This is a genomic window from Desulfurococcaceae archaeon (genome assembly GCA_038845865.1).
Classification (GTDB): domain Archaea; phylum Thermoproteota; class Thermoprotei_A; order Sulfolobales; family Desulfurococcaceae; genus UBA285.
On sequence record JAWBQJ010000004.1, the window covers coordinates 137,019 to 161,207 of the forward strand.

Annotated in this window: 25 protein-coding genes and 1 tRNA gene; 13 read left to right on the forward strand and 13 right to left on the reverse strand. The window is 49.3% G+C overall.

Annotation, left to right across the window (positions count from 1 at the left end; all coding sequences use genetic code 11):
* The first annotated feature begins 103 nt into the window (after positions 1-103).
* Positions 104-1,339: an asparagine synthetase A gene (locus QXU03_06085; protein ID MEM2171302.1), complete on the forward strand. Its 1,236-nt coding sequence runs from the start codon at positions 104-106 to the stop codon at positions 1,337-1,339.
* 55 nt (positions 1,340-1,394) lie between these two features.
* On the forward strand, positions 1,395-2,663 hold the full coding sequence (locus QXU03_06090) for a cysteine desulfurase (protein MEM2171303.1): 1,269 nt from the start codon (positions 1,395-1,397) through the stop codon (positions 2,661-2,663).
* Between the two features lie 74 nt (positions 2,664-2,737).
* Here QXU03_06090 and QXU03_06095 read toward each other — a convergent pair whose 3' ends face one another.
* The 3 genes from QXU03_06095 to QXU03_06105 form a co-directional block, all read right to left on the reverse strand.
* Positions 2,738-2,908 (reverse strand): hypothetical protein, encoded by a 171-nt coding sequence (locus QXU03_06095; GenBank protein ID MEM2171304.1) that lies wholly within the window; start codon positions 2,906-2,908, stop codon positions 2,738-2,740.
* Positions 2,909-3,289: 381 nt separating this feature from the next.
* Positions 3,290-3,829: a ZPR1 zinc finger domain-containing protein gene (locus QXU03_06100; protein MEM2171305.1), complete on the reverse strand. Its 540-nt coding sequence runs from the start codon at positions 3,827-3,829 to the stop codon at positions 3,290-3,292.
* Positions 3,830-3,876: 47 nt separating this feature from the next.
* Entirely contained in the window at positions 3,877-4,773 is an 897-nt protein-coding gene (locus QXU03_06105) for a radical SAM protein (protein ID MEM2171306.1), read from the reverse strand.
* A 217-nt stretch (positions 4,774-4,990) separates the two neighbouring features.
* On the opposite strand from QXU03_06105, the gene hxlB reads away from it, so the two are divergent.
* Positions 4,991-5,596, forward strand: coding sequence for a 6-phospho-3-hexuloisomerase (hxlB, locus tag QXU03_06110; GenBank protein MEM2171307.1), 606 nt, complete (start codon positions 4,991-4,993; stop codon positions 5,594-5,596).
* 21 nt (positions 5,597-5,617) lie between these two features.
* Here hxlB and QXU03_06115 read toward each other — a convergent pair whose 3' ends face one another.
* A complete protein-coding gene (locus QXU03_06115; GenBank protein MEM2171308.1) occupies positions 5,618-6,727 on the reverse strand; it encodes an aminopeptidase in 1,110 nt (369 codons plus the stop codon).
* Positions 6,728-6,851: 124 nt separating this feature from the next.
* On the opposite strand from QXU03_06115, the gene QXU03_06120 reads away from it, so the two are divergent.
* Positions 6,852-7,814 carry a triphosphoribosyl-dephospho-CoA synthase gene (locus QXU03_06120; GenBank protein MEM2171309.1) on the forward strand — a complete coding sequence of 321 codons (963 nt, stop codon included), beginning with the start codon at positions 6,852-6,854 and terminating at the stop codon, positions 7,812-7,814.
* Here QXU03_06120 and QXU03_06125 read toward each other — a convergent pair.
* Positions 7,811-8,173: a hypothetical protein gene (locus QXU03_06125; GenBank protein ID MEM2171310.1), complete on the reverse strand. Its 363-nt coding sequence runs from the start codon at positions 8,171-8,173 to the stop codon at positions 7,811-7,813. The genes QXU03_06120 and QXU03_06125 overlap by 4 nt on opposite strands.
* A 54-nt stretch (positions 8,174-8,227) precedes the next feature.
* Between QXU03_06125 and QXU03_06130 the strand changes: the two genes are divergently transcribed.
* From QXU03_06130 to QXU03_06145, 4 genes are all read left to right on the forward strand, one after another.
* Entirely contained in the window at positions 8,228-8,992 is a 765-nt protein-coding gene (locus tag QXU03_06130) for an ABC transporter ATP-binding protein (protein ID MEM2171311.1), read from the forward strand.
* 11 nt (positions 8,993-9,003) lie between these two features.
* Positions 9,004-13,323, forward strand: a complete 4,320-nt coding sequence (locus tag QXU03_06135; GenBank protein ID MEM2171312.1) for a hypothetical protein — start codon at positions 9,004-9,006, stop codon at positions 13,321-13,323.
* On the forward strand, positions 13,310-14,518 hold the full coding sequence (locus QXU03_06140) for an ABC transporter permease (GenBank protein MEM2171313.1): 1,209 nt from the start codon (positions 13,310-13,312) through the stop codon (positions 14,516-14,518). Before QXU03_06135 ends, QXU03_06140 begins: the two co-directional genes overlap by 14 nt.
* Before the next feature lie 61 nt (positions 14,519-14,579).
* Positions 14,580-15,092: a DUF2299 family protein gene (locus QXU03_06145; GenBank protein ID MEM2171314.1), complete on the forward strand. Its 513-nt coding sequence runs from the start codon at positions 14,580-14,582 to the stop codon at positions 15,090-15,092.
* On the opposite strand, the gene QXU03_06150 is transcribed toward QXU03_06145, so the two are convergent.
* The 5 genes from QXU03_06150 to QXU03_06170 all read right to left on the reverse strand — a co-directional run bounded on the left by QXU03_06150 (position 15,093) and on the right by QXU03_06170 (position 17,981).
* Positions 15,093-15,165, reverse strand: a tRNA-Ala gene (locus tag QXU03_06150).
* A gap of 62 nt (positions 15,166-15,227) precedes the next feature.
* On the reverse strand, positions 15,228-15,764 hold the full coding sequence (locus tag QXU03_06155) for a 2-oxoacid:acceptor oxidoreductase family protein (GenBank protein ID MEM2171315.1): 537 nt from the start codon (positions 15,762-15,764) through the stop codon (positions 15,228-15,230).
* Complete coding sequence (locus tag QXU03_06160; protein ID MEM2171316.1) at positions 15,761-16,591, reverse strand: thiamine pyrophosphate-dependent enzyme; 831 nt, start codon at positions 16,589-16,591, stop codon at positions 15,761-15,763. Before QXU03_06160 ends, QXU03_06155 begins: the two co-directional genes overlap by 4 nt.
* Entirely contained in the window at positions 16,582-17,700 is a 1,119-nt protein-coding gene (locus tag QXU03_06165) for a 2-oxoacid:acceptor oxidoreductase subunit alpha (protein ID MEM2171317.1), read from the reverse strand. The genes QXU03_06160 and QXU03_06165 overlap by 10 nt, the downstream gene beginning before the upstream one ends.
* Positions 17,697-17,981 (reverse strand): 4Fe-4S binding protein, encoded by a 285-nt coding sequence (locus tag QXU03_06170; GenBank protein MEM2171318.1) that lies wholly within the window; start codon positions 17,979-17,981, stop codon positions 17,697-17,699. The genes QXU03_06165 and QXU03_06170 overlap by 4 nt, the downstream gene beginning before the upstream one ends.
* A gap of 141 nt (positions 17,982-18,122) precedes the next feature.
* On the opposite strand from QXU03_06170, the gene QXU03_06175 reads away from it, so the two are divergent.
* Genes QXU03_06175 through QXU03_06195 form a run of 5 tightly spaced genes read left to right on the forward strand, consistent with a single transcriptional unit; the run spans position 18,123 to position 21,812 of the window.
* Positions 18,123-18,686, forward strand: a complete 564-nt coding sequence (locus QXU03_06175; protein ID MEM2171319.1) for a 2-oxoacid:acceptor oxidoreductase family protein — start codon at positions 18,123-18,125, stop codon at positions 18,684-18,686.
* A gap of 2 nt (positions 18,687-18,688) precedes the next feature.
* A complete protein-coding gene (locus QXU03_06180; GenBank protein ID MEM2171320.1) occupies positions 18,689-18,967 on the forward strand; it encodes a 4Fe-4S binding protein in 279 nt (92 codons plus the stop codon).
* A 2-nt stretch (positions 18,968-18,969) separates the two neighbouring features.
* The gene (locus QXU03_06185) at positions 18,970-20,235 is read left to right on the forward strand and encodes a transketolase C-terminal domain-containing protein (GenBank protein MEM2171321.1); all 1,266 of its coding nucleotides are present in this window, start codon (positions 18,970-18,972) and stop codon (positions 20,233-20,235) included.
* On the forward strand, positions 20,235-21,293 hold the full coding sequence (locus QXU03_06190; GenBank protein ID MEM2171322.1) for a thiamine pyrophosphate-dependent enzyme: 1,059 nt from the start codon (positions 20,235-20,237) through the stop codon (positions 21,291-21,293). The genes QXU03_06185 and QXU03_06190 overlap by 1 nt, the downstream gene beginning before the upstream one ends.
* Positions 21,294-21,338: 45 nt before the next feature.
* Positions 21,339-21,812: a hydrogenase maturation protease gene (locus QXU03_06195; protein ID MEM2171323.1), complete on the forward strand. Its 474-nt coding sequence runs from the start codon at positions 21,339-21,341 to the stop codon at positions 21,810-21,812.
* Here the strand turns inward: QXU03_06195 and QXU03_06200 are convergent.
* From QXU03_06200 to QXU03_06210, 3 genes are all read right to left on the reverse strand, one after another.
* The gene (locus tag QXU03_06200) at positions 21,766-22,851 is read right to left on the reverse strand and encodes an NAD(P)/FAD-dependent oxidoreductase (protein MEM2171324.1); all 1,086 of its coding nucleotides are present in this window, start codon (positions 22,849-22,851) and stop codon (positions 21,766-21,768) included. The two genes, QXU03_06195 and QXU03_06200, sit on opposite strands and share 47 nt — an antisense overlap.
* Complete coding sequence (gene speD, locus QXU03_06205) at positions 22,848-23,219, reverse strand: adenosylmethionine decarboxylase (GenBank protein MEM2171325.1); 372 nt, start codon at positions 23,217-23,219, stop codon at positions 22,848-22,850. The genes QXU03_06200 and speD overlap by 4 nt, the downstream gene beginning before the upstream one ends.
* 205 nt (positions 23,220-23,424) lie before the next feature.
* The gene (locus tag QXU03_06210) at positions 23,425-24,141 is read right to left on the reverse strand and encodes a DUF2258 domain-containing protein (protein MEM2171326.1); all 717 of its coding nucleotides are present in this window, start codon (positions 24,139-24,141) and stop codon (positions 23,425-23,427) included.
* Between the last annotated feature and the right edge of the window lie 48 nt (positions 24,142-24,189).

A 24,189-nucleotide genomic window follows, 5' to 3' on the forward strand; every position in this document is an offset into this window, starting at 1 on the left:
CTACCGTTATCGAGGTATATAAGCCCTTTAGGGAATAAAGGTAGTTCTAGGTGCTAGGAGATGTTATTTAACTAGGCGTAGTAAATGGCTAACTGAGCTAGGCTTGCTCGAAAAAATCCGCATCAGGGCATGGATAAAACCTTTAAATAACAACGAAATCCTCCTCTGGAACGACACTGGCACGGCTAGGATACGTGTAACTTGTAACTCCGATTTACTAGCCTCTCTCCCTTGTGGTAGCCTAGTGGAGATTACAGGTAAGATCGGCATTAACGGGATTTGCATAGAGTTCGTCAAGCTTATTCACAGGCCCATCCGCGAGGACCTGGCATGCGTCGAGCACGTTCCGGAAGACCCCCTAGAATACACTCTAAGGCACCACATTTACGTAAGGCGACCCGAAGTCCTCAAAGCCGTGAAGACGTACTTCCACGTCGTAAACTACATGAGGACGTTCCTGGTCAAACGGGGATTTGTCGAGCTACCTACCGTGGTGTTGGGGCACGCTAGTGATCCCGGGTTACGGGGGGCCTCCAAGGTGGCGGTAGAGCTTTATGGCAGGCCGTTTGAACTACAGAGTAGCGTGATCATGTACAAACAGCTATACGCAAGCGTACTTGACAAGGTCTTCTACGTAGCGAAGAACGTGAGATTAGAGCCCCCTGAAATGGCGTTTACCGGCAGACACTTAGTAGAGTTCACCCAAGTAGACGTGGAGTGCGCCGATTCAACAAGTGACGAGCTCATAAGGCTCGGCGAGGTGGCCTTGTACAAGACTGTAAAGCACGTTGTGAACAAGCACGGTGAACTACTTGGTGATAGGGAAATTGAGAGAATAGAGCTTGAGGTCTCAGCACCGCCTTACCCCAGGCTAACATATGATGAAGCTATTAGAGAGGCGCTGAAAATGGGTATCAATGTAAGACAAGGACAGGAGTTGACCTTTGAAGCTGAAGCGGCCATCGCTAACAAGTACGGTTCACCGGTCTGGATCGTGGGGTTTCCGAGCAGGAGTAGGGGTTTCTATTACATCGAAGACCCGGAGAGGCCGGGATACAATGTCGATTACAACTTGTTACTGCCTAGTGGTCACGGGGAAGTGCTAGATGGCGGTTGTAGGGAGTACGCGTATGAACGCGTAGTAGAGAGCATAGTTAAAAGGCATGGAGAAAGCCCGGAAAAGTACAGGTGGTTCTTGGAGCTACTAGAAGCCGGGTTGATAAGACCAACCTGCGGCTGGGGTCTTGGAGTAGAAAGGCTGGTAAAGTACTTACAGGGCTTAAAGCACATCGCGTACGCTACACCACATCCAAGGATTCCCGGAATTATCGGTCCCTGAAGAGTTAATTAGACCTCGTATACAAAGATTTCTTGGACCCCCAGGCTGGTATTCTATGTTTGACCCCGAGGATGTCAGGAAAGACTTCCCGATACTGGAAAGGTCAATTAACGGCAAGAAACTGATTTACTTTGACAATGCCGCTTCAGCGCAAAAGCCAATACATGTCATCAAGGCCATGGAGGAGTTCATTAAGACCCACTATGCTAACGTTCATCGGGGATTGCATACGCTTAGCCAGGAGGCGAGTCAAGCGTATGAAGAAGCCCATGAAGTGGTTGCAAAGTTCATTAATGCATACTCTTGGCGCGAAGTAATATTCGTGAACAATACAACCGAGGCCATTAACACGGTTGCATACGGCTGGGGTCTTTGGAACCTGAAAGAAGGCGACGAGGTGGTTGTAACCTTAATGGACCATCACAGCAACATGTTACCATGGAGGCTCATAGCGCAGCTAAAACGGGCAAAGGTAAAATACGTTGATATTACGCAGGACGGCTACTTAAGATACGACCAGCTAGAGGACCTCATAACCGAGAGGACCAGGATCGTGGGATTCCCCGTGGCGAGCAACGTTCTCGGAACAATAAACGATGCAAAGAGGATTGCTAAGTTAGCGCACGAAGTGGGTGCAATAGTTGTAGCTGATGGTGCACAAAGCGTTCCCCACGTGCCTACGAATGTCCGCGAACTCGGAGTGGACTTTTTGGCTTTTAGTGGCCATAAAATGCTTGGCCCAACGGGCATAGGGGTACTTTGGGGGAGGGAGGACGTCCTCGAAGAAATGAAGCCGTTTAAAGTGGGTGGTGATACGATCAAGGACGTAACGCTAGACAGCATTGTCTGGCACGACCTACCCTGGAGGTTTGAAGCTGGAACTCCGAACATCGTAGAAGGCATAGGCCTTGCAGAAGCCGTCAAGTACTTATCACACATAGGGATGGAGAACGTCAGAGAGCACGAAGTAGAGCTGATAAAGTATACGTTTAAGAGGTTCGAAGAGCTGCTCGGTGAAATAGAATACTATGGCCCCAGGAATCCCCGCGATAAAACCGGAGTGGTATCATTTAATATCAAGGGTTTAAATCACCACACGGTTGCAGCAGCCCTAGACATGTTCGGTATAGCAGTTAGGTCGGGCATGCACTGCGCACATCCACTACACTACAGGCTGGGGTTAAAAGGCTCTGTGAGGGCGAGTTACTATCTCTACAACACACTAGAAGAAGTAGACTACTTTATCGACTCGCTAGAAAAGATAATTGTCCTCAAAGAAGGCCTTTCAAAGGAAGTACCTAGTAGGGTATGCACGGGTACGTAGAGCACTAGAAACGGGTATGCGAGGTAAAAGTTAAAAAGAGTGTTAATTGAAGAGTTAGTAGTCCCCGTTTACCGTTACTCCTTAACTGGCCCTAGTATTCTGGCGAATTTCTTGCCAGTGTATGGACTAACCGCGAAGGCAATCTTTATTTTGCCTCTCTTCGTCTCCTTCACTACGACCTCGTACTTGTCTGTTTCAAAGTACTGCTTTGCCTTTAGGTCGAAGAACTTTAGTTTCTCGGGCATGTCCTTCACCCATTATTCAACATTATTCTTTACTACCTGTGCTTTTAAGCTTAATTTTTTGCTTACACCTTATCCACGTGCACACTTTAATATAAAAAATAATGTAAAAGTAAATAATATTAATATTATGAAGAAGCCGTATTCAAAGTTGGATCGCGTAGCGCGAAAAATAATCTCATATGTAGATTATTATTAGGTGTCATTGAAAAGTGTAGCATTACATTGAACTAATAGCTACCATTAAGCTGGAGATATTACATTCGTTTTGTATAAAAGCGTTAGATCGTCGAAACGGGGCGATGCAGCCTCCTTGAGGTAGCGTAACTTGCCCTATAATCGGTAATTAGTTTATGCAGTGAAATTAGTAGATTTAATATGTCATTAAACATTTAGCTCTTCGTAAGCTGGCTCTTTCTTGCCGATAATGTCGCAGACCCCGAGACTATCGTAAACAATAACCGTGTATTTCACCTCGGCATTTTTAGCCTTCCCCAATAGAGATGATAGTTCACTACACTTGTCCCTTGGCGCGTCTTCTTGTTCGCAGAGGTAGTTTAATGCATAGATGAAGTCTAGTATAAGGCCCTCTATGGTCGTAATGTAACCTTGAGAGCTTATGCCCGGTTCTACGGTGAGACCTAGCTCTGGAATTTCAATTTTACAGGTAGAGCTTTTTACTAGTAGGGCGTTTTCATCTCCTGGTTCCTCGACCCTGTATACTATCTTCCTCGGATTGCTCTTACCTAGGACCAGGACATCCCTATGCTTGAACCCGCAAGAAGGGCATTCCGCGGTAGATATGATTACATCGCCGTAGTATGCAATACTGTACTTGTAGTCCAGAACACGTAATTCGTAACCGCAAAGAGGGCATTTCGATGTGTACTCTGCTAGTTTTTCAGGCACCTCTCCACAGCACATAATTAGCACCACTATGCAGAAGTATGGTAATGTAGTGCCTTTTTAATTCACATCGCACCCTGACGGCTGAGGTCAATTAAATGGGAACCATCACAGGTAGGAGCGTTGAAGAAGCCGGAACCAAGCCCTTCTCTACACGTCGCATAGGTAAGATTATACTTCTTTGCGGGCTCAATAACCAGTTGTAGAAGAAGCCTCCTAGTGCTTCGAGGCAAATACAAGTAACCGTGTACTAGGCTGCCCAGTTCGCCATACAGCCTGTAAACCTTCCGTGCTACCTCGGGAATTCCTTCGGCAATTCTCTTCAGGGTACTCCACCTCGCCTTGTAAGTCGAGGTAACAATGTGCATTGCACCCGCCTCTACAACCCTACCTACTAACTCCTCGATCGCGTAGTAGTCGTCGTTAACAAATGGTATTATCGGGTCTAACCTCACGCCCACCGGGATACCCTGTTTTCTCAGCTCACGGAGAGCGTTAAGCCTCTTTTGAGGTGAGGGGGCACCAGGCTCTATGGCCTTAGCTATCTTCTCGTCGAGCGTTGTAATGGTGATCATGACAGCCGAGGAGGCTTTCAACAGCAGGTCTACGTCCCTGGTGACGAGGTCTGATTTTGTCGTGATGAGTATCTTTACACCTCGCCTTGAAAGGAGCTCCAAGGTTCTACGCGTTAAACCAAGCTTCTCCTCGATAGGGGGGTAAGGATCACTACTAGTACTTAACTCTACGAGGGTACCTTGTCTAATCCTCGTTAGGTCTCTTGCTAAGTTTTCTAAGAACCGATTCTTAGGGTAGCTCTCCTTGACACCAATGTACGATGATGCATAGCAGTACAAACATAGGTGACTACACCCAGTATAGGGGTGTAAACTGTACTTTAGGGGACACGTGCAGAGAGGTGATCTCCAGGGGTCGAAGTCCCGTAAGACTCTGAGCTTCGACAAATACAATTACACCTAGGTGACCTAGGGGTGTACCCCGCCCGACCGGCCTCCTTCATTTTCACCTCCCATGAAGGGATCTCGGGGAGGTGTGAGGGGGCGGGGCGTTAAAACATTATGAGTATAAGCCACTAAAATAGTTTTCCCCGCTCTTATGTCACGTTACTTCGCATTTAAGTTATTTAAAATCCCTGTGGCATATGTTTCTCACGGGATTGTATTGGTTTCGGGTTTAACGAGAGATGCTATGGTAGAGATCTTAGATTACGTGTATAAGGCGGCGGAGCTGATTAGCGATACTGAAAAAAACAACATGTTAGAAACGCTCCTAACAGCCCTTAAGGAAAAAAGGCGCGTTTTTGTCGTAGGAGCAGGTAGAAGCGGGTTAGTGGCGAGAGCATTCGCAATGCGGTTAATGCACCTGGGTTTCTACGTGTATGTGATGGGAGAAACCATAATGCCCCCCCTGGATCCCGGAGACGTGCTAATAGCTGTTTCAGGCTCGGGCAGAACCAAGACAGTGGTCGCAGTAGCAGAGGCGGCGAAAGCCGTCGGCGCGAGGATAATCGCGCTCACGAGCTACCCTGACAGCCCATTAGCAAGGCTGGCTGATATCATCGTGAGAATACCTGGAAGAACGAAGCTAGCTCTAGAGGAAGACTACTTAATTAGGCAGGTTAGAGGCATCCATGAGCCTCTCGCGCCGTTAGGAACTCTTTTCGAAGTAACTACAATGGTATTCTTAGACGGTGTAGTAGTCGAATTAATGTACAAGCTGGGAATTACGGAAGAGGAGATGAAAGAACGTCACGCAAACATAGAGTAAGGTAAAGCGATTTCGAGGAACCTAAAAAACTTCTTTTACGAACCTTCCATTCTCGTATACCAGGTCTCCATCAGCGTAAACCCTACAACCCTTCATACTCTTGATCATGTCCCAGTGTATCGCTGAAACGTTCTTACCGCCTGTTTCGGGGTAGGCGGAGCCTAGTGCAACGTGTATTGTACCACCTATTTTCTCGTCGAACAGGGTGTTTTTTGTGATTCGCGTTATGTTGTAGTTAAGCCCGAACGCGAATTCACCAACCCTTCTAGCCCCTTCATCAACTTCCAGCATTTTTCTGAGGAACTCTTCATTCCTAGAAGCCTTGATCTCGACGACTTCCCCCCTCTTAAACGTAAGCTTAATACCCTCTACCTCCACGCCTCTCCATATAGCAGGAAAATCGAATTCTATGAAGCCTTCAACGCTTTCTTCCAACGGCGCAGTGAAAACCTCTCCTCCGGGCATGTTGACCTTCCCGTCATCGTTAATCCATTTTCTCCCGTCGACCCTCATGTAAAGGCCCATGCCGGGGCCCTCGAGCCTTAGCTCCCTTACCTTAGAGAGCGCGCTTGCTATTCTTTGCTGCCTCTCTCCAATCCCTTTCCAGGTGGAAACGGGGTCTTCAACGTCACTATATGTTGCCTTATATACGAAGTCCTCGAAGTCTTCAATGCCCATACCCGCCTCTTGTGCAAGAGCCCTTGTAGGGTAGGCGACTACTACCCACTTTAGCTCACCCTTGGCACTCCTCTTGAGGAAGATCTCTGCTAGCTCCCTCGTAGCTGCACTCCTGATCTTCAACTTTTCGGGGTCTACCCCTGAGAGGGGTTTAGTATGGGTTGGCGCGTATATACTTATAGAAGCGTTCACCTTCGTGGCTATTTCCCTCTCAATACTGCTAACGTGCGTTAATACGTTCTGTTTTGCGTACTTGTAGAGGACCTCTATAACGGATTCGTCAACTATCCTTATAAGGGGGTAAGCTCCGCGCTGTACAGCCTGCCTTACGATTTCCCTTATGAAAGGTATGGATTCCACAGTGCCCTCAATACTTACCTCCTCGTCTTCTCTTAGATCAACGCAGTATTCAACGACCAGCCTTGCTAGATTTTTAAGCCTATAATCGGTCAAGCTTGCACCTGCTATTGGGATATTAACCGGGTCTAATATAATATTTAGAAGAAAGTGGAGAATGGGTTGAGCAGTGCTAGGAACGCGCAATCACGGATAAGCTTGCTTTAAACTAGTGATATCCATGCGCTCGAAGCAATGCGCTATTAAGCAGCTCGCGGAGCCCCTGGCGCTTGCGCTAGCATTAGAGGCGTCAGGCTATCCCAAGCCCGGAAACGTTCATAGAACTTCCGATAGGAAGGGTCTAAGGTATGAGGCGTTTCTAGCAACGAGTATTCTCGCCGTAAAGTACTTCGAACGGGGGGTTAAGCGGGGTCGCCGAGGATTCGGGAAAACCGTTCTTGGGGATCTCGTGCACGGGCTCGTCAGGGAGGTTACCGAGAAATTGAACTCGACGAACACTTGCCTAGGGTCTTCGCTACTGCTTTCACTAATGAGCGTTTCCCTCGGAGCGCTCTCACTGCATGTTATAGGAACAATTAGAGAGCTCGGAGGCGTCTCCAAGAAGATCGTGGAGTCCACCACGGTGTGGGACACCATATACTACTACAAGGCCGTTAGAACTGCTTCTCCAAGCTACCTAAAGCCAGACGACCATACTGGGATCTACGTGAACGTCTGGGACCCGGCGTACAGGCAACGCTTGCTAGAAAAGGGCCATAGACTGGTAGACGTTTTAAAGTATAGTTCAAAACTCGACATAGTGGCCCGCGAGGCCTTAAACGGCTTTGAACAAGGGCTCCTCGCAGAGGAGTTCATGCGGGAGAGGCTTAATGCGCACAGGGACTTTAACAGAGCGGTGGTAGAAACATACCTCTACCTCCTCTCGAGAAACCGCGACACGGTCGTCTACTTGAAAAACGGTATTAGCACGGCAGAAGAGGTTTCGGAGAAGGCCCTAAGAGTACTAAATGACGTGATTGCCCGAAAGAGTGGTTGGAGAAGCCCCGTAAAGGAGTTTGATTATGAACTGGTGAGTAGAGGCATCAACCCGGGCGCCGTGGCGGACTTGACTGCCACAGCTATAGCGTTGCATTTACTCCGAAACACGCTCGAAAACGGCATACTCCTAGACCTATCCTATTAGCCCAGGTAGTCTTTCAAGTCCACTTCTTTTCCATGCTTAACGAATTTTATCCTGAGCTCGGGCCTCACGTTCAGCCCTAGTGCGTTTATGATGCCTTGCACCGTGTACCCGTCAATACCCGATACCAGGCCGCTCCTTATAGCCCTGTAGAGCTCGTTTACTAGGACTTTATACACATCAGGGTATTTCAACTTAAGCTTTTCTAAGAGCTCGACAGCTCTATCGTCTAAGAGCTTCGAGTAAACGAGCTTCTCGGGGTCTTCTTGTTGTGAGTCTTGTTGCTTCTGGTGCATTATAACATGTGAAAGCACCTTCTTGTAGAGCTTAAACCTGATCGTGTCGGGTAATTCATCGCTCATAAACACCCACCCCGTTAAACTAAAACCTATTACGGGGAATTTATCCTATGCAGCATGGAATGGGAGGATGTTTCATCCCTAGTAGGGATGCTTAAGGGGTTGAAAATGGAGGTGGTTAAGCTAGTAGACGTGTGGAAGGTGTACAAAGTGGGCAACATAGAATTCTTTGCTCTTCGCGGAGTGAACCTAGAAGTACTCAGAGGCGAGATGGTATCGATCATGGGTCCCAGTGGTTCGGGCAAGACAACATTGTTAAACATGATTGGCATGCTCGATAAGCCGACCAGGGGCAAGGTTTACATTGATGGTGTAGACACCTCAAGCATGCCCGAGCACAAGGTCGCGGACTTCCGTAACAGGAAAATCGGATTCGTATTTCAGCAGTTCAACTTAATAAATAGGTTAACGGTGTATGAGAACATCGAGCTTCCTTTGATACCACGTGGTATACCACCAGCCTCTAGGCGGGAAATGGTCGTTAAAGCACTACAGATGGTTGGCGGTGATTCCTCCTGGCTTAACAAAAGGCCAAGCCAGCTAAGTGGCGGCCAGCAACAAAGAGTTGCCATTGCCAGGGCGATCGTAGGTAGCCCGGACATTATACTAGCAGACGAGCCCACGGGAAACCTGGACAGGGCCTCCGCGAAGGTGATAGTAGATACGTTCTTAAAGCTCAACAAGGAGAGCCTTACAGTGATCGTGGTGACCCACGACCCCGAAATAGCGAATTGTACGGAGAAGATCTACGTGTTGCGGGATGGTACAATAGCTGGCGTTAAAAACCCCATAAAGCCTGAGTGCATATTGAATAGGGTTTGAGGTGCTCTTAAATGGAAAGGAGGCTTAAAGGCACCTTACTGCTCGTAGTAGTGCTGGTTCAAGCGCTCATTTACACGTCGCCCATTACTACCGCTGAAGGTAGTAACTGGGTATTAGAGGGGTACTCGTTTAAGTCGTCTGCAGGCGGTAGTGTTTACCCCGGAAGCCGCAATACGAGGCTAATCATCACACTGAGATATGTAGGTAACGAAGACGCATTAAACCCGACAGCCTGCATCGTACCCCTTCATTGGGGGTTTCAGGTGGTAGGGCCAGCGTGCTCCGCTGGCAGGGATGCCGATGGAGATGCCCTACACGTAGTTAAACCCGGAAATACCACGTATTTCACTTATACATTGAACGTAGAGAAAACTGTGAGTCCTGGCCGTTATTATGCAGCTTTAAATGTATCATACTACAATGTTAGTAGCAACAAACTGGTCTGGGAGCTACTTTACTTGAACCTCGAAGTCTCACCGTACCCATCACTAAATGTAACGGTAAAAGACACCTACTTTACACCATACAGCTATCCGGGAGCATGCCCTGTGTACGTGGTTACCGGCGTAGAGAACGGCGGCCCTACCGCCATCGTAAATATGAGGCTCGTGCTCGAAATGCCCGGCGAGCTCGCCGATCCAAGCAAGCTAAATTACACCTACGTCGGCAGCATAGACCCGGGAGGAGAGGTATACTTAAACCTGGGAGCTACATGTATAAGCCCCTCTGCAAGCGCTAACTCTACATATGGCGGCGTCCTCTACATCAGTGCTCAACTAGTAACGGATGATGGAGTGCTTTACACTGATGAGCGCTACTACAATGTAACGTTCGCGCTCGAAGACCTGCCTGGAATGAAGATAAGTATACTAGACTACGAGTTGACGTCTGGTTCTAGTTTACCTGGATTCAAGAACACTGGTTTGAGAATACTGGTAAGATCGGAAGAACCGGGCACGCTCGAGCTATCTTACTCGTACTTGGTGCTCGAAAACGCTGTAACTGGTAACGATTCTCTCACCGCCACCTACACGCACGAGACATTATTGGATTACTTAGAGTCAACCTGGATAACGTATAGTGGCATCAACGTAATGGACAACGCCACGTACGTAAAAGCCAACATAACGATCCACGGATCGGTACTACGCGAAGGGGTGAGATACCCAGCCCTCGTGAACCTTGTAATCGTGGTCCCCCTACACTACAGGGATCTCGACATCAAAGTAGAACGGGTGGTATGGAGGCTTGGCTACGCACATCCGGGCTCCGCTGGCAACTCCCTCATGGTCACCATATTGAATAGTGAAGTGGGCTTAAGCATTACCGATGCCGTGGTGGACTTAGTAGCGCCTAAAGACGCCCTTTACCCAGATAGGCTGACGGTATACAACGTTGTATTCAATCCGGGTTCACTCGTAGAGCTCTCATTCAACGATATAGCTATACCGAGTAGCGTAATGCCCGGCGCGTACGAAGTCATAATTAACATTACAGGAATCCTGAGAGCTAGAGATAACTCGTTCAGATATATCAGTCTTACGCGTCGCGCCACGGTAGTGATCGAAGACCGGGCTGACGTTAAAATACGCGTTGTAGGCTACGAGTTGACGTCTGGTTCTAGTTTACCTGGATTCAAGAACACTGGTTTGAGAATACTGGTAAGATCGGAAGAACCGGGCACGCTCCGGATCACGTACTCGGTGGCAGTGTTTGAAAACGCTTTAACGGTAAACGGGTCTGCCATCGCCACGTACGCTCACAATATTGCACTAAACTACCTGGAATCCGCGTGGATAACGTATAGCGGCATTGACACGGTGGACGGTGCTATGTGCATTAAAGTGAACATAACCATTTACGGTTCCGTTCTGCACGATGGAGCGGAGTATGCCATATCAACGAACCTACTAGTAATTGTTAAACTCGAAGAAAGGGACATCGACGTCTTAGTTGAGAGGGCGGCCTGGGCTGACGGTTACGCGTATCCCGGTTCAACGGGCAATACTCTAGTACTCACGTTACTAAACAACGAAAGTGATTTCAGCGTGGCGGATGCTACAGTAGAAGTAACAGCACCCGGTGGTGTACTCTACCCGGATAGGCTAGTAACCTACAACGTCGCCTTTAGCCCGGGCTCCCTCGTGGAGGTGAGGTTCACTGATATCATCATACCGAGTACCGTGAAGCCTGGCGTATACGAGCTAACAGTAAGCATTAGCGGTGTTTTAAGGGCTAGAGATGGCTCGTTCAAGTACGTCAGGATTGCACGCAACACCACGACGACCATAGCCGATCCTTCGAAGCTAGAGCTGGTATTACCGGTCATCAGCGTAGCTGATATATTCTGGGGCGAGGGAACGCCTCAATACGTATACCCGGGTAATGCGAGAGCACCACTCACAGTTGTGCTCCAGAATAGGGGCACCGTGCCGGCATATAACGTGTTAGTGTTTATTGACGGGATTTCACCGGGCGATGTAGAGGTACTAAACGGCGCCGCGCAGTGCGGTGTTCAGGTACCACCCGGTAGTACCTGCGTCGCCGTGTTCTACTTGAACCTCTCCAGTAGCGTGAGCGGCTTAAAATCCATCAGCTTCGTAGTTAATTACACCGTTCAAGGGCTTGGAACGAACACCGTGTTCACGCAGCCTCTAACAGCAACTATACTACTACCCGAGTACGCCGCGGGCGCCGGCCTCGTGATAGCTGATTATGGCTGGTTGAATAACAACCCGGTGTTTCCTAGGACAAGGGGGGCAGTGGTATCGATAACGCTCGCCAACCTCGAACCTTATACGGTGTACTCGATATGGGTCTACATGAAGACTCCTCCATGCATGAACATGGGGAGAGGTTCGTCAGGGTCAGCGTACATCGCAGGTCCGCTGGCAACGCTACAGACTACTACGGTTTCCTTTACCTTGGACCTAGACAACTGTGCCGTCGGCTCACACCCAGCCACGATTGAAATGGATTACTACCTGCAGACAGGTGGTGGAGGTACGAGGAAGAGGGTAAGCCAGTCAATACGTTTACTCGTTGAAAGCGACGAAAACAGCATAGAATACCTCATGTCCGGGTGGCTAAACACCCCTCCAAGCCCGCCTGTATACGGTGCACAATACTACATCGTGTTCCGCAATAACGCATTTCCACGAATAAGCAATCCTGTGCTAAAGCTACACCTACCCCAAGGCATTGTCGAGTCTAAGACTAACAGCTCCTTAGCCGTAGCGCTACCTGCGTATAGGCTTACAGCTCAACAAGCATACCTCCTACTGCAGGGAGCTCCGGGCAATGTCGCTCAATTAATATCCCAATACTTATCGCAACAGCCGGTGGCACAGAGTACTGGTAAAGGCGATTTCATACTTTACGTGGTCTCATTAAACATTGAAAAAGTTGGCGTAACGGAGTTTACGGTACCCTACACCATCACGTTCATCGATCACTGGGACGGCGAGTACAGCGTAGCGGCTAATTTCACAGTGAAAATGCTCTCGGCCCCTCCACTAGTGGAAATATACCCAGCAACCCCGCTCGCGGTGTTTAGGAACGGGACAGCTATACTGGATGTTATCGTGGAGAACAGGTACAACGCGCCTATAAGTAACTTGTACGTAGCACTAATGCCTGCCTCCGGTAACGTCATTCCTCAAGGTGCCGTTAAGTACGTTGAAAAATTAGAGGCATACTCTAACGTGGTATTAAGGTACGAGCTAGTATACAACCCCGTGCAGATAACTGTAGGATCAGTACCCATGACCATGTCCTCCGCAGTTTTTACAGCTACGTTGATATACATGGATATAACGGGTGGGCTTCACACGATGAACACGACGCTCGCAGCGATGATCGCGCCGTTCATAGAGCTGACCATAATGCCGGGCACCTTTGCGAGGTATTCGAAGAATACGCTATCGGTGAACGGCATAATAGCTAACACGGGCATTTCTGGTGCGCGTAGTGTTGTCGTGTATTTAAGGTACGGTGACGTAGAGGCCATTAACATTCTAGGAGACGTAGACCCCGCATCTCAAACACCGTTCAGAATAGAAGTGCAGGCACCATATAATGGCGATAACTGCACCCTCGTAGTAAAATACCGCGATGAGTATGGCTCTGAATACACGTTAGAGAAAACGATAGGAGTCATGTTCGTGCCCGAGAAAACCGAGACAGCACCACCAGTGCAACAACCTCAAGTAGACGTGTTCAGGCTTGCCGTGGTAGCATTAGTTGCCGCGTTTCTCGGAGGGGCGATCTACATAATCTACAGGCACGTGAAGCGGACGACGAAGCAGGGGGTGTACAATGAGGTTAAGTGATATTTTGAAACTAAGCATAAAGACCCTTACCGAGAGAAAACTGCGCGCGGCATTAACGATAATAGGCGTAGCGATAGGCCCCATGGCCCTGCTGATGATCGGCAGCATTGTCACGGGGTACGGGGATTACATAGTATCGTCCATAACTGGTCTCGGACAGAACCTGGTAGTAGTAACTCCTAGAACAGGGTATAGACTGACCCGGGACGACGTGGATTATATTTCAAAAATACCCGGTGTAGTGGACGTGACGCCATTCTACACAACTCAGGGGGAATTACTTGTGCGCGGCGAACGCAAGACCATATACATCTACGGCGTAAACCCGGAATTCGTGCTTAAGGCGATATCGAGTCTTAGTATCCGCGAAGGGCGTGCCCCTTCATCCGCAGAGCTGAGCCACGCACTTGTCGGGTACAGTGTAGCGTATGACGATAACGACGAGAAGCGGTACGATCTGGGTGATGTGCTGTCAATGACCGTTTATAAAGTAGGTGAAAGAGGCAGGGTGGAGGTGAGGCGTTTAAATGTGGTGGTAACGGGCGTGCTAGATAGGTTTGGTGGAGCAGTATTTCTTAACCCAGATACCGGTGCGTTTATCCCCATAGAGACGGTGGAAAAAGCGCTCGGCGTGAAGGAGTGGAGTGGTATACTAGTCTTAGCCGCTTCACCGGAACTCGTCGACGCTGTCGTGAACGGGATCAAGAGCACTTATGGAAACAACGTCGACGTAATATCGTTCATTGCAATAGCCAAGACGGTTTCAAACGTTGTAGCGACAGTGGATTTCGTTGTTTTCGCGGCTACGACATCATCATTTGCCGTGGCGGTAGCCGGCGTGGCGGCCTCCATGATCACGAGCGTGATGGAGAGGACCAGGGAAATAGGTGTCATGAAGGCCATTGGGTTCCGAGACAAGCAGGTACTTGTACTAATACTAGCAGAAGGCGTCTTAATAAGCATTATAGGTTACGTAATGGGCTCCATTCTGGGAATACTTGGGGCCAGGCTACTAGCAGGCTCTGGTAGTCTTAGGATAGGCGAACTGTGGGAGATTAGGGCTGAGCCCAGATTCACGGCAGACCTAGTAGCTAGAAGCGCCATAATGACAACGGTCGTAGGCATTCTAGGTGCTCTATTCCCAGCATATAGAGCGATGAGAATCCCGCCAGCCGTGGCGTTAAAGTACGAGTAGCGGCTACCCGGTCACCGCTATTTAAACGTGTTTATGAAAGTAGTGTAAATGGTGTTGGTAAGTGTCTCTGAGAGACTTAATTACCAAGTGGCTCATCGAGGAAGCCTTCGCGATCTCGAAGCTAGACGCCCCTCCCGAAGCTAGGGTCGCGTGGAGTATTGGTGTATCCACACCGGGAGCTCCCGGCGTACGGTTTAGTGTGCTATCTCCCGCTGATAGGCAGGATAGGGTGATCTTGGCGATGGGCATCGCTATATCTCCAGAGCACAGGAGTGAACTGGAGAGATCTAAACCCACCGAGAGAGTTAGGGCGATGCACTCCATACTGTCCAAGGCGTTAGCCGTGTGCATAGACTGTAAAATAGCTGTTCAACCGAGCATTGTTGATCCCCAGTCCATAACGATAAACGTGGAGGTATTCGAAGAGGAGATAGTGAAGTACGGCAAACCCTATTTCATGAGGTTACTGACGAGGTTCCTCAACACGTACCTCGCGATAGTTTCGGGGTTTAACGAGTGGTTTCCAGTAATACAACCCAGTACCAGGGGAAAGGAAAGCACATCCTTTATGTAGTGGACCGGCCGGGATTTGAACCCGGGACCTCCGCCGTGCGAGGGCGGCGCTCTTCCAGCTGAGCTACCGGCCCTACTACAAAAGATGGAGTACAAAGAGCCTTTTAAAGATAAAAAGCCAGGAGCTAGCACTTCGCTAGGCCATGTTGTACCCTGCTTCGAGGGCTTTAAAGTTTGCATCAAGCCATCGCGGTGATACCAGTTCCGATATAGCTGCTTTCACGTGTTCGATACCTATTACACCGATCTCTCTCAGAAGTTTGCCCAGGATAACCATGTTCGCTACGCGCCGCGTTCCCGTAACTTTTTCTGCTATGCCGCTGAACTTCGCAGAAGCAACCCTATAGCCTTTAAAAAAGTCCGGGTTAACGAAGTCCTCGTCAACTATGATTAGAGTGTGCGGCTTGATCATCGTTGCTTTGTACCTCTCTACGTAGAATGGGAACATGAAGACCGCTATGTTGGGGTTTAGTACTTTATTGTACTCTATCTCATCAATGGATGACGCTATGATTATGTCTGACCTGCTTTCGCCACCCCGTGTTTCGGCAGAGTAGCTTTCCGTTACAACGGCGTAGAGGCCGGCATACTTGGTCGCGGCTAGACCTAGTATTCTTCCGAGTAAAAGTACTCCCTGCCCACCCCTACCTACAACTAGTATTTCTTGCTTCACTTACCAACACCTCTAATAATATCTAGTAAAGAGGGGTTGTTCCTTTCAATGAACTCACCTACGATGATACCCTTTTCCCAGTCTATTTCGGCTTCCTCGATAGCGGGTTTCGGTTTGTACTTTACGCGCTTTTTAAGCTCCAAGAACATTTCAAGGGGATCTCTCAATCCAATGTGCCTCCCGTAGATTTCAGGGCACGTAGAGACGACTTCAATAAACCTAAACCCCTTCATGCCTAGGGCTTTGTAGAAGAACTGCTCTATGTAGTGCGGTGTAGTTACGCTTGCCCTCGCAACATAATTGGCGTTTAACGATGCCACGAGCTTAATGGTGTTCATCGGGTATTCGGGATTTCCATACGGAGTGGTAGTGGTTCTAACTCCTTTTGGTGTTGTGGGCGCAACCTGCCCTCCCGTCATGGCGTACACAAAGTTGGTGATCATGACCACAATCATGTCGGCATTTCTTCTGGCTGCGTGGATTAGGTGGTTTCCACCGATCCCCGCAATGTCACCGTCCCCTCCTACGACTATTGCCATTAATTCAGGGTTCGCGAGCACGGCACCGAGGGCGAACGGGATTGCACGGCCGTGCAGTACATGTGCTCCATCCACTTTGGGGTAGAAGACCGTTCTAGCAGAGCACCCTATACCGGTAACCCAGATCACCTTATCCAGGTCTACTACGCCCTCCCCGATTCTCCTGTCCAGGGCTCTCACTATTGCACCTATGGCGATGCCTATTCCGCAACCCGGACAGTAGATCGTGGGTAGCCTCTCTACTCTCAGGTATTTGTCAAGCGGGTGTATGTGCGTTGTTACAGCCATGCTTTCACCGCTTCCAGTACTTCTTTAGGTGTAGGGAGCTCTAAGCTCAGGACGGGGGCAGGGTACACTTCCCTGTCTTTAAAGACCCTGTCGATGTCCATGAATACCTTGCCGGCATTATTCTCGACCACTATGACCTTCTTGGCGCTACAACTCCTCCTAATTTTCTCCTCGTCTAAAGGCCACAAGGTCTTTAGCCTTAAGAAACCGGCGTTTACGCCCTGCCTTCTAAGCTCTCTTGTAACGACGTTCACCGTTCTCGCAGTTGAACCATACGACACCAAAAGTACTTCAGCGTCTTCGCAGAGCCTGGTCTCATGCTCATATATGTAGTCTAGCCTCTTCAGCACCTTAAGTATCAGCCTCTTGATCAGCGCCCTGTAGTCCTCGTTGCGGGGAGCGTAATATCCTCGTTCGTCGTGCGTAAGCGACTCCGCTATCACCTTGTGTCCTCGCCCGAACACAGGCATTGGAGGCACCAGGTCATCGCTCGGCCCGTACGGGTACGGCACTAATCCAGGTGGGGGTGTTTTCCTACTGGCTATTTCGACTTCTCCGGGCTCGTATATCGTGAGGGGCTCCCACATGTGCGCTATTACCTGGTCCATCAAGACCATTACTGGTGTTCTCAGGATCTCAGCTGTGTTGAATGCCTTTATTGTCAGGTCGTATGCTTCTTGCACGTTCCATGGAGCGTAGCAGGGGATTATGTAGTCTCCGTGTGATAACCACCTCGCCTGCAGTACATCGGATTGCGAGGTCTTCGTGGGCACGCCCGTACTAGGACCAGCCCTCATGACGTTGACTACGACGATGGGTGTTTCGAGCATTACTGCTAGTCCAATGCCCTCCGCCATTAACGAGAGACCCGGCCCCGAGGTGGCCGTCATGGACTTGGCCCCGGCCCACGAAGCCCCTATGATCGCGTTTATCGATGCTATTTCGTCTTCCATCTGCAAAACAATGCCTCCCAGCTTAGGCAGTTTCTCTGCGAGGTATTCAAATATCTCCGAGCTTGGAGTAATGGGGTAGCCTGCAAAGAATTTTAAGCCCGCCGTTATGGCCCCTTCGGCTACGGCCATGTTCCCCGAAGCAAAGATCCTCTTCAACCACTACTCACCTTTTCTACGAATAAGGCGAAGTCGGGACAGCTGTATTCGCAGAGCCTACATCCAATGCATTTCTCGATGTAGAGCGGTTCGGGCGGGCGAAAACCGTACCTGTTGAACAGCGTGTTGGATTTCACGAGCACTCTGGTGGGGCACAGCGCTATACAAATACCGCACTCCTTGCACCTGTCGACAATAACGTTAACCCTAAACTTGTTGTTAGACCTTTGAATGAGGAGTCCCGAACTGGGTGCCAGGATTTCGGCATCCGAATACGGCAATAATCAATCACCTCAACCTCGGCTCATCGTACTGGGAACTGCCGAGTTTTAATAAGTAGAAGCAGGGATTATAAAAGCATGACTAACAGCACTCCCAGGATTACTGCTTATAAGCCTTACTCGTTATTAATCCCTAGGGGTGTGAGACTCTTGATGATCGAAATTAGGTGGCATAGCAGGGGGGGTCAAGGCGGTTGGACTGCCAGCAACTTAACTGCCATGGCTGCATCTTACGAAGGTAAGTTTGTTCAGAGCTTTCCCGCGTTCGGGCCGGAGAGATCTGGCGCCCCCATAATGTCGTTCACGAGGATCAGCGACGAGCCTATTGAAATACACAGCATGATCTACGAGCCCGACATAGTGGTTGTACTGGATTACACGCTACTCTCACCTGGTCTACTTAGCGGCTTGAAAGGCAACGGCATAGTAGTTTCGAACTACACAGGAGATGTTCAAAGAGTGCTAGATAGCCTAGGCATTAAGCGCGGAGATTACAAGCTAGTGCTAATACCTGCCTCCAAACTAGCCCTAGAGGTTCTAAAGGCGAAGGTGACCAACACTGCCATGCTTTCCGGCCTAATAAAGCTCGGTATAATCAAGCTCGAGAGCGTTGAAAAGGCTATAAGGGAGAGGTTTAGTGGACCGGTAGCAGAGAGGAACATTGTACTGGTTAAGAAGGCCTTAGAGGAGGCTGTGGTGATGTAGTTATGAGCTCTCCGAGGACTTGGCGTGAAATACCAATAGGTGGAGTGGCGTTTAGACTGTCAACGGACGTTAAAACAGGTGACTGGAGGGCGCTCAGACCAGTAATAGATGAGAAGAAGTGCACTAAGTGCATGATATGCTGGCTGTTCTGCCCAGACATGGCTATTATATGGGATGGCGAGAAAATGAGCATCAACTACGATTACTGCAAGGGCTGTAGTCTATGCGCGCACGAGTGCCCCGTAAAGGCCATTTCAATGGTTCCCGAATGGGGTGAGTAGGCTTGAGCAAGGCTGAGCTCGTACCCGTATATCCCCGCGAAAAGCAGATCATGGTCAACGTTAACGGAGACGAGGCGGTAGCCTACGCGGTCAAGCAGAGCTACGTGGACGTTGTAGCCGCCTACCCGATAACACCACAGACGATTATAGTCGAGAAGTTTTCGGAGTTCGTGGCTAATGGTGAAGTTCACACCGAGTTTATCGCGGTAGAGTCAGAGCACTCCGCTATGAGTGCCTGTGTTGGCGCTGCGGCAGCCGGGGCAAGGTCGTTCACGGCGACGTCGTCGCAAGGCCTTGCATTAATGGTCGAGATACTTTATATAGCGTCTGGTCTAAGACTACCGACAGTATTAGCGGTTGTCAATAGGGCATTATCGGCACCAATAAACATACATAACGACCACAGCGATGCGTACTTAATGCGCGATTCTGGATGGATAATGCTCTTCGTGGAAAACGTCCAAGAAGCCTACGACACGACGATACAGGCCTTCAAGATATCGGAGCATCCCGAGGTACAACTACCTGTATCAGTACACTTAGACGGCTTCTTCCTGAGTCACACAATGGAAAACATTTACATGCTACCGGATGAGGCAGTTTACGAGTACCTCGGAGGCCCGAGGAAACTTGTAAAGGTGAGGATCGATTATTACGACGAAGAGGTCGACTACGTCTTAAACCCGGCTAGACCGCTCTCGATCGGGAATTTGGCCCTCTACGACTACTACTTCGAGATCAAGATGCCCCAAGTAAAGGCCATGGAGAAGGCTGAAGAAGTAATTAAGGAAGTTAACGAGGAGTGGTACAAGCTGACCGGTAGGAGGTATGGAAATGGGCTCGTAGAGCCGTTCAAAGTCGACGATGCAGACATCGTAATAGTAGCGATGGGTAGCAGTGTCGGCACCATTAGAACGGTTGTTAAGAAGTACCGTGAAAAGGGGGTCAAGGTAGGCCTCCTGAAAATAAGGTCTTATAGGCCATTTCCGTATAAGGACCTGAACGAGTTACTCGGAAACGCCAAAGTAGTGGCGGTGATGGATAGGGGCATTGGGCCGGGGAGTCTGGGAGCACTATACCTAGATGTTGCCTCTGCCCTATACCATGGTAACTCCAGGCCGCTACTGGTAAACTACGTCTACGGACTCGGCGGAAGAGACCTGTCACCAAGTATGGTTATACAAATGATTAACCAGCTAGTAAAGGACCTTGAACGCGGCTACATCCCGGTAGATGAAAGGTTAAGGTTTCTGGGGGTGAGGGAGTGATGGTAGTCAAGACCCTTCCAGAAGTACCCGTTAAGCGGGGGGAACCGCCTTACAAGATCTGGATCTTCGAACCAGGCGAAAGGAAGGAGATCCCGCTAATATTTAACCTCAGGCAGCTGGCAGAGCAGAAACGGCCTGCAATACTCCCAGGGCACAGGCTGTGTGCCGGGTGTACAGCACCACTAGTGGTTAAACTGGCTAGCTTCGCCTTCAGAGGGCCTACGATAGTCGTATCGCCAACGGGGTGCCTGGAAGTTTCAACAACCATATACCCGTATACGAGCTGGGCCGTCCCCTGGATCCACAATGCATTCGAAAACGCTGCTGCAACAGCGAGCGGTATCGAGGCCGCCATTAAAGCGATGAAGAAAAGCGGAAGGCTCAAGTACGATCATGTGGACGTGGTGATATTTGCAGGAGATGGTGGAACATACGATATAGGGTTCCAAGCGCTCAGCGGCATGGTCGAGAGGGGGCACGATATACTGTATATACTGTACGATAACGAGGCGTACATGAATACCGGAATACAGAGATCCGGTGGGACTCCGAGGTTTGCATGGACAACTACTACACCGATCGGTAACGTTCTACCGGGTAAAATGGAGCACAAGAAGCCGATAGCGGAGATCATGGTGGCGCACAGGGCATCTTACGTGGCAACAGCCACTCCTGCACATTGGATGGACCTCATGAAGAAGGTGAGAAAGGGCATCGAAGTGAATGGACCAGCATTCATACACGCGCTGAGTAGCTGTGACCGGGGATGGAGGCACGAAGAATCAGTGTCGTTAGAGGTATTAAGGAGAGCCGTTGACACGTGTTACTTCCCGCTTTGGGAGTGGAGCCCTGAAACCGGCTATTTACTAACAGATAGAAGCCTCGTAATAGCTAGAAACCCGAACCTCAAGCAGCCGATTGAAAAATTCCTAGAGCTACAGGGCAGGTTCAGACACCTACTCAGGCCAGAAAACAAGGAGCTAGTGAAGCAACTACAAGAGTACGTTAACGCAATGTGGGAGGACGTGCTAAGAAGGGCGAGTAACGCTCCGCGGTAGCGCGTAGTGCAGGATCTCTGCTCACTTTTTAAAAACAACTTCCTAGTGGTAGGTGTTGGCTCCCCTCTACGGAGCGATGACCAAGCTGGTTTACTGTTTTGTAAAGAGCTCTCCAAGCGGGGATTTGACTGCCTAGAGTGCGAGTATGGCATTGAAAACTGCTTCAACGAGATCTTGGAGAAAAAGCCGAGCACGCTGATAGTAGTTGATGCCGCGTTGTTCGAAGGCGGTAATCCAGGAAACATCATCGTAGCACCGGAAGACAGCATTTTAGCGGGGTCTTTGATGATCTCAACGCACACAATCCCGATTAGCGTGGTGATAAACCTGCTGAAGTCCATGAACGCCGTTAAAAGAGTTTACTTGGTTGGCATATATCCCGGAACGCTTGAACTTGGAACGGCCGTTTCACGAGAGGTCACAAGAGCCATTGAAGACCTCGTAGACAACGTGGAAGAGTGCGTCATAAAAGCTAATAAAGAAGAGCAAGCATTGCGGGAACCAGCGCCAGAGCCTTAAGGGCTACTCTTAAATGCTCGTCAAAGTCGCTAGGCACTACTACGCCTAGCTTAAAGAGCGCGCTTATAAAGGGCACCGGCACAAAATACCTCGTTTTCCTCGAGAACTCGGTAATGAGCCGTTCTAGAGCGTTCTTCACGCGGAAAACCCTTGCATAATACCCACTGTAGTCTTGTAAGCGGTAGTCGTCGACGCACTTGGCTAGTATAGGGGACAGCTTGAATATATAGTACAGCCCCCCACCGGTATAGGGCTTTGTAAGGGGTACTGAGTCCCCGTGGAAAACCATACTACTACACACTACTGGGTTTTCGAGCGGCGAGTGAATGGGTATTAAACCGCCAAACTTCTCGCCGATACTTGTAACTTTAATACCAAGCCTCTTCTCGGCCAGCGAGAAAACGTGCATTCCCTTAGGGGCCTTCGAGGCCAAGCCGATCTTCACCGTGTCCTTGTCTAAAGGTATGATCCAGGAGAAGAACGTGGGAGTGAGCTCGGAGAAAATTACTATCAATGTATCGTCGGGAACCGTGTTTGAGGTTCTCGCTACAACTTGCAGTCCGTGAACGTAGTTAGGAGTCTTCCCAATTAGCGTTCTCCTAAAGAGGCTTCCAGCGCCGTCAGCGATTATCAGCGTTTCGAACTCGATAACTTGACCTCCGGCCTTAACCCTGCGGGCCTCGTAGGGTAGGGCCCTGGTTTTCAAGAGAACTCTATGCCCGAGCGACTCGACTTTACTCGCAAGGACCTCCTCTAGTAGTTGCCTATTCACATGGAAAGCCATCGGGACCTTCGAGGATAAGACATACTTCCTACTCGGCGTAATGAACACTATGTTCTTGTATGAGTGGTCAACGAGGTTAGGAGAGATCTTAGCTAGTTCCCCGGCCACGAGGCCTCCTACAATGCCTGCACAGTGTTTAGGAGAGCCTACTTTTTCGTGCTCTTCTATAATGGTTACTTCGCGTTTACGCGTGCAGAAGGCAGTGTATAGGCCTGCAGGACCTCCTCCAACAACTACGACATCGTGTTTTCTCATCCCCTTTCCTCGTAGTCCCTACTCGCATACTTCATATTGTAGCGGGATGCCTTAAGCATTTTAACGATATGCCCGAAAGTACTGTAAGGATCTCCTTTCGTACCGCACGTGTATACGTCCACCGTCGCGAACCTGTATTCGGGCCACGTATGTACACTAACATGGCTTTCAAGGATCACGGCTACTACGCTAACCCCCGGGTGTATTTTCCAGGCCTTGACATCGAGTAATGTAAACCCGCCGACCTTTACAGCATCTCTAACGACTCTTACGAGGTATTCCTCGTCCATTAGTAACTCCGGGTCGCAGCCGTACAGCTCTCCGTAAACATGCCTACCCACAACTTTCTTCTGGGTAAGCACCTCCATTTTACTCACCTAATAAAAATTCCCCCTTGGCAACTTATAAATTTTCCCCCCTACCCCTTAGCAGGGAAGTGGGTGCCCCTTCATCTAAAGGCCATTTTAAGAACTAGCTTAAACACGCACCCGTTAAATATGGGTATCCAGGAATAACTTGCGAGGAGGGAGGGGTGGTTTAAAAATATACTGAAAGGGGTTGACATTTACTAGGCTACTCTTCACCCTCTACCTCTAGCTCTGGAGGAGTTTCCATTGGTTTTGCCTCTACCCTACTCCTAATAAAGTTTGTTATTTCAAGCGCGTCTTCGCGGGATACGTGCCTTGCTACCTGCACTACCTTACTTAGTTGCTCTGTTAAAGCGTCTTCAACGCTTCTACCGGCTAGTTCTAGTTTAGCTTTGTCAAATATTGCCGGTATTGGTTCCACCACAGCGGCCTTCTTCAGTACAATGATGTTCTCATCGACTTGTAGCGCGATAGCGGCACCTACTTCTCTCTCCCCTACTTTGATAACGTACACTAGGTCTCCGTCTAGTGTTTCTCCTAGTTTACCAATAGCAAACTTAACTACTCCAACCGCTAGTTCTGGTGCTCTTAATATAAAATTTTTTAAGGTCTCTTCGAAGGTCTCCGGCGGTATTCTCTTATAGATCTCTACTCTCAGTGTATCCCACTTCCACGTAAGGGCCTTGCTAACCTCATCCACGTCGTATTCAATAGTTATTCTGACAACGTCGAGCTTATCCACCTTGAGTTCCTCAACGAGAAGTGTGAAAAGTGCACGATTCAGTGTAGCTATGTAGTACGCTATTTTATTGGCAAACTCCTTGTCCCTTTTAACGTAATCTTTCAGCTGAGCGAACACCGTTTTCCTCAACTTGTCAGCGTAACCTGCAGCCAGGACGAGGCCTGATCGGAGCGTCGGCATCGCGTACCCCAATTTACATAATCCCGCAATACTGAATATATAACTTTA

Excerpts from the sequence above, each read along its gene's own strand:
- QXU03_06090 (MEM2171303.1), top strand. The coding sequence starts at position 1,395 with ATGTTTGACCCCGAGGATGTCAGGAAAGACTTCCCGATACTGGAAAGG.
- QXU03_06095 (MEM2171304.1), bottom strand. The coding sequence starts at position 2,908 with ATGCCCGAGAAACTAAAGTTCTTCGACCTAAAGGCAAAGCAGTACTTT.
- QXU03_06100 (MEM2171305.1), bottom strand. The coding sequence starts at position 3,829 with ATGTGCTGTGGAGAGGTGCCTGAAAAACTAGCAGAGTACACATCGAAA.
- QXU03_06120 (MEM2171309.1), top strand. The coding sequence starts at position 6,852 with ATGCGCTCGAAGCAATGCGCTATTAAGCAGCTCGCGGAGCCCCTGGCG.
- QXU03_06125 (MEM2171310.1), bottom strand. The coding sequence starts at position 8,173 with ATGAGCGATGAATTACCCGACACGATCAGGTTTAAGCTCTACAAGAAG.
- QXU03_06130 (MEM2171311.1), top strand. The coding sequence starts at position 8,228 with ATGGAATGGGAGGATGTTTCATCCCTAGTAGGGATGCTTAAGGGGTTG.
- QXU03_06135 (MEM2171312.1), top strand. The coding sequence starts at position 9,004 with ATGGAAAGGAGGCTTAAAGGCACCTTACTGCTCGTAGTAGTGCTGGTT.
- QXU03_06140 (MEM2171313.1), top strand. The coding sequence starts at position 13,310 with ATGAGGTTAAGTGATATTTTGAAACTAAGCATAAAGACCCTTACCGAG.
- QXU03_06160 (MEM2171316.1), bottom strand. The coding sequence starts at position 16,591 with ATGGCTGTAACAACGCACATACACCCGCTTGACAAATACCTGAGAGTA.
- QXU03_06180 (MEM2171320.1), top strand. The coding sequence starts at position 18,689 with ATGAGCTCTCCGAGGACTTGGCGTGAAATACCAATAGGTGGAGTGGCG.
- QXU03_06190 (MEM2171322.1), top strand. The coding sequence starts at position 20,235 with ATGGTAGTCAAGACCCTTCCAGAAGTACCCGTTAAGCGGGGGGAACCG.
- QXU03_06200 (MEM2171324.1), bottom strand. The coding sequence starts at position 22,851 with ATGAGAAAACACGATGTCGTAGTTGTTGGAGGAGGTCCTGCAGGCCTA.
- speD (MEM2171325.1), bottom strand. The coding sequence starts at position 23,219 with ATGGAGGTGCTTACCCAGAAGAAAGTTGTGGGTAGGCATGTTTACGGA.
- QXU03_06210 (MEM2171326.1), bottom strand. The coding sequence starts at position 24,141 with ATGCCGACGCTCCGATCAGGCCTCGTCCTGGCTGCAGGTTACGCTGAC.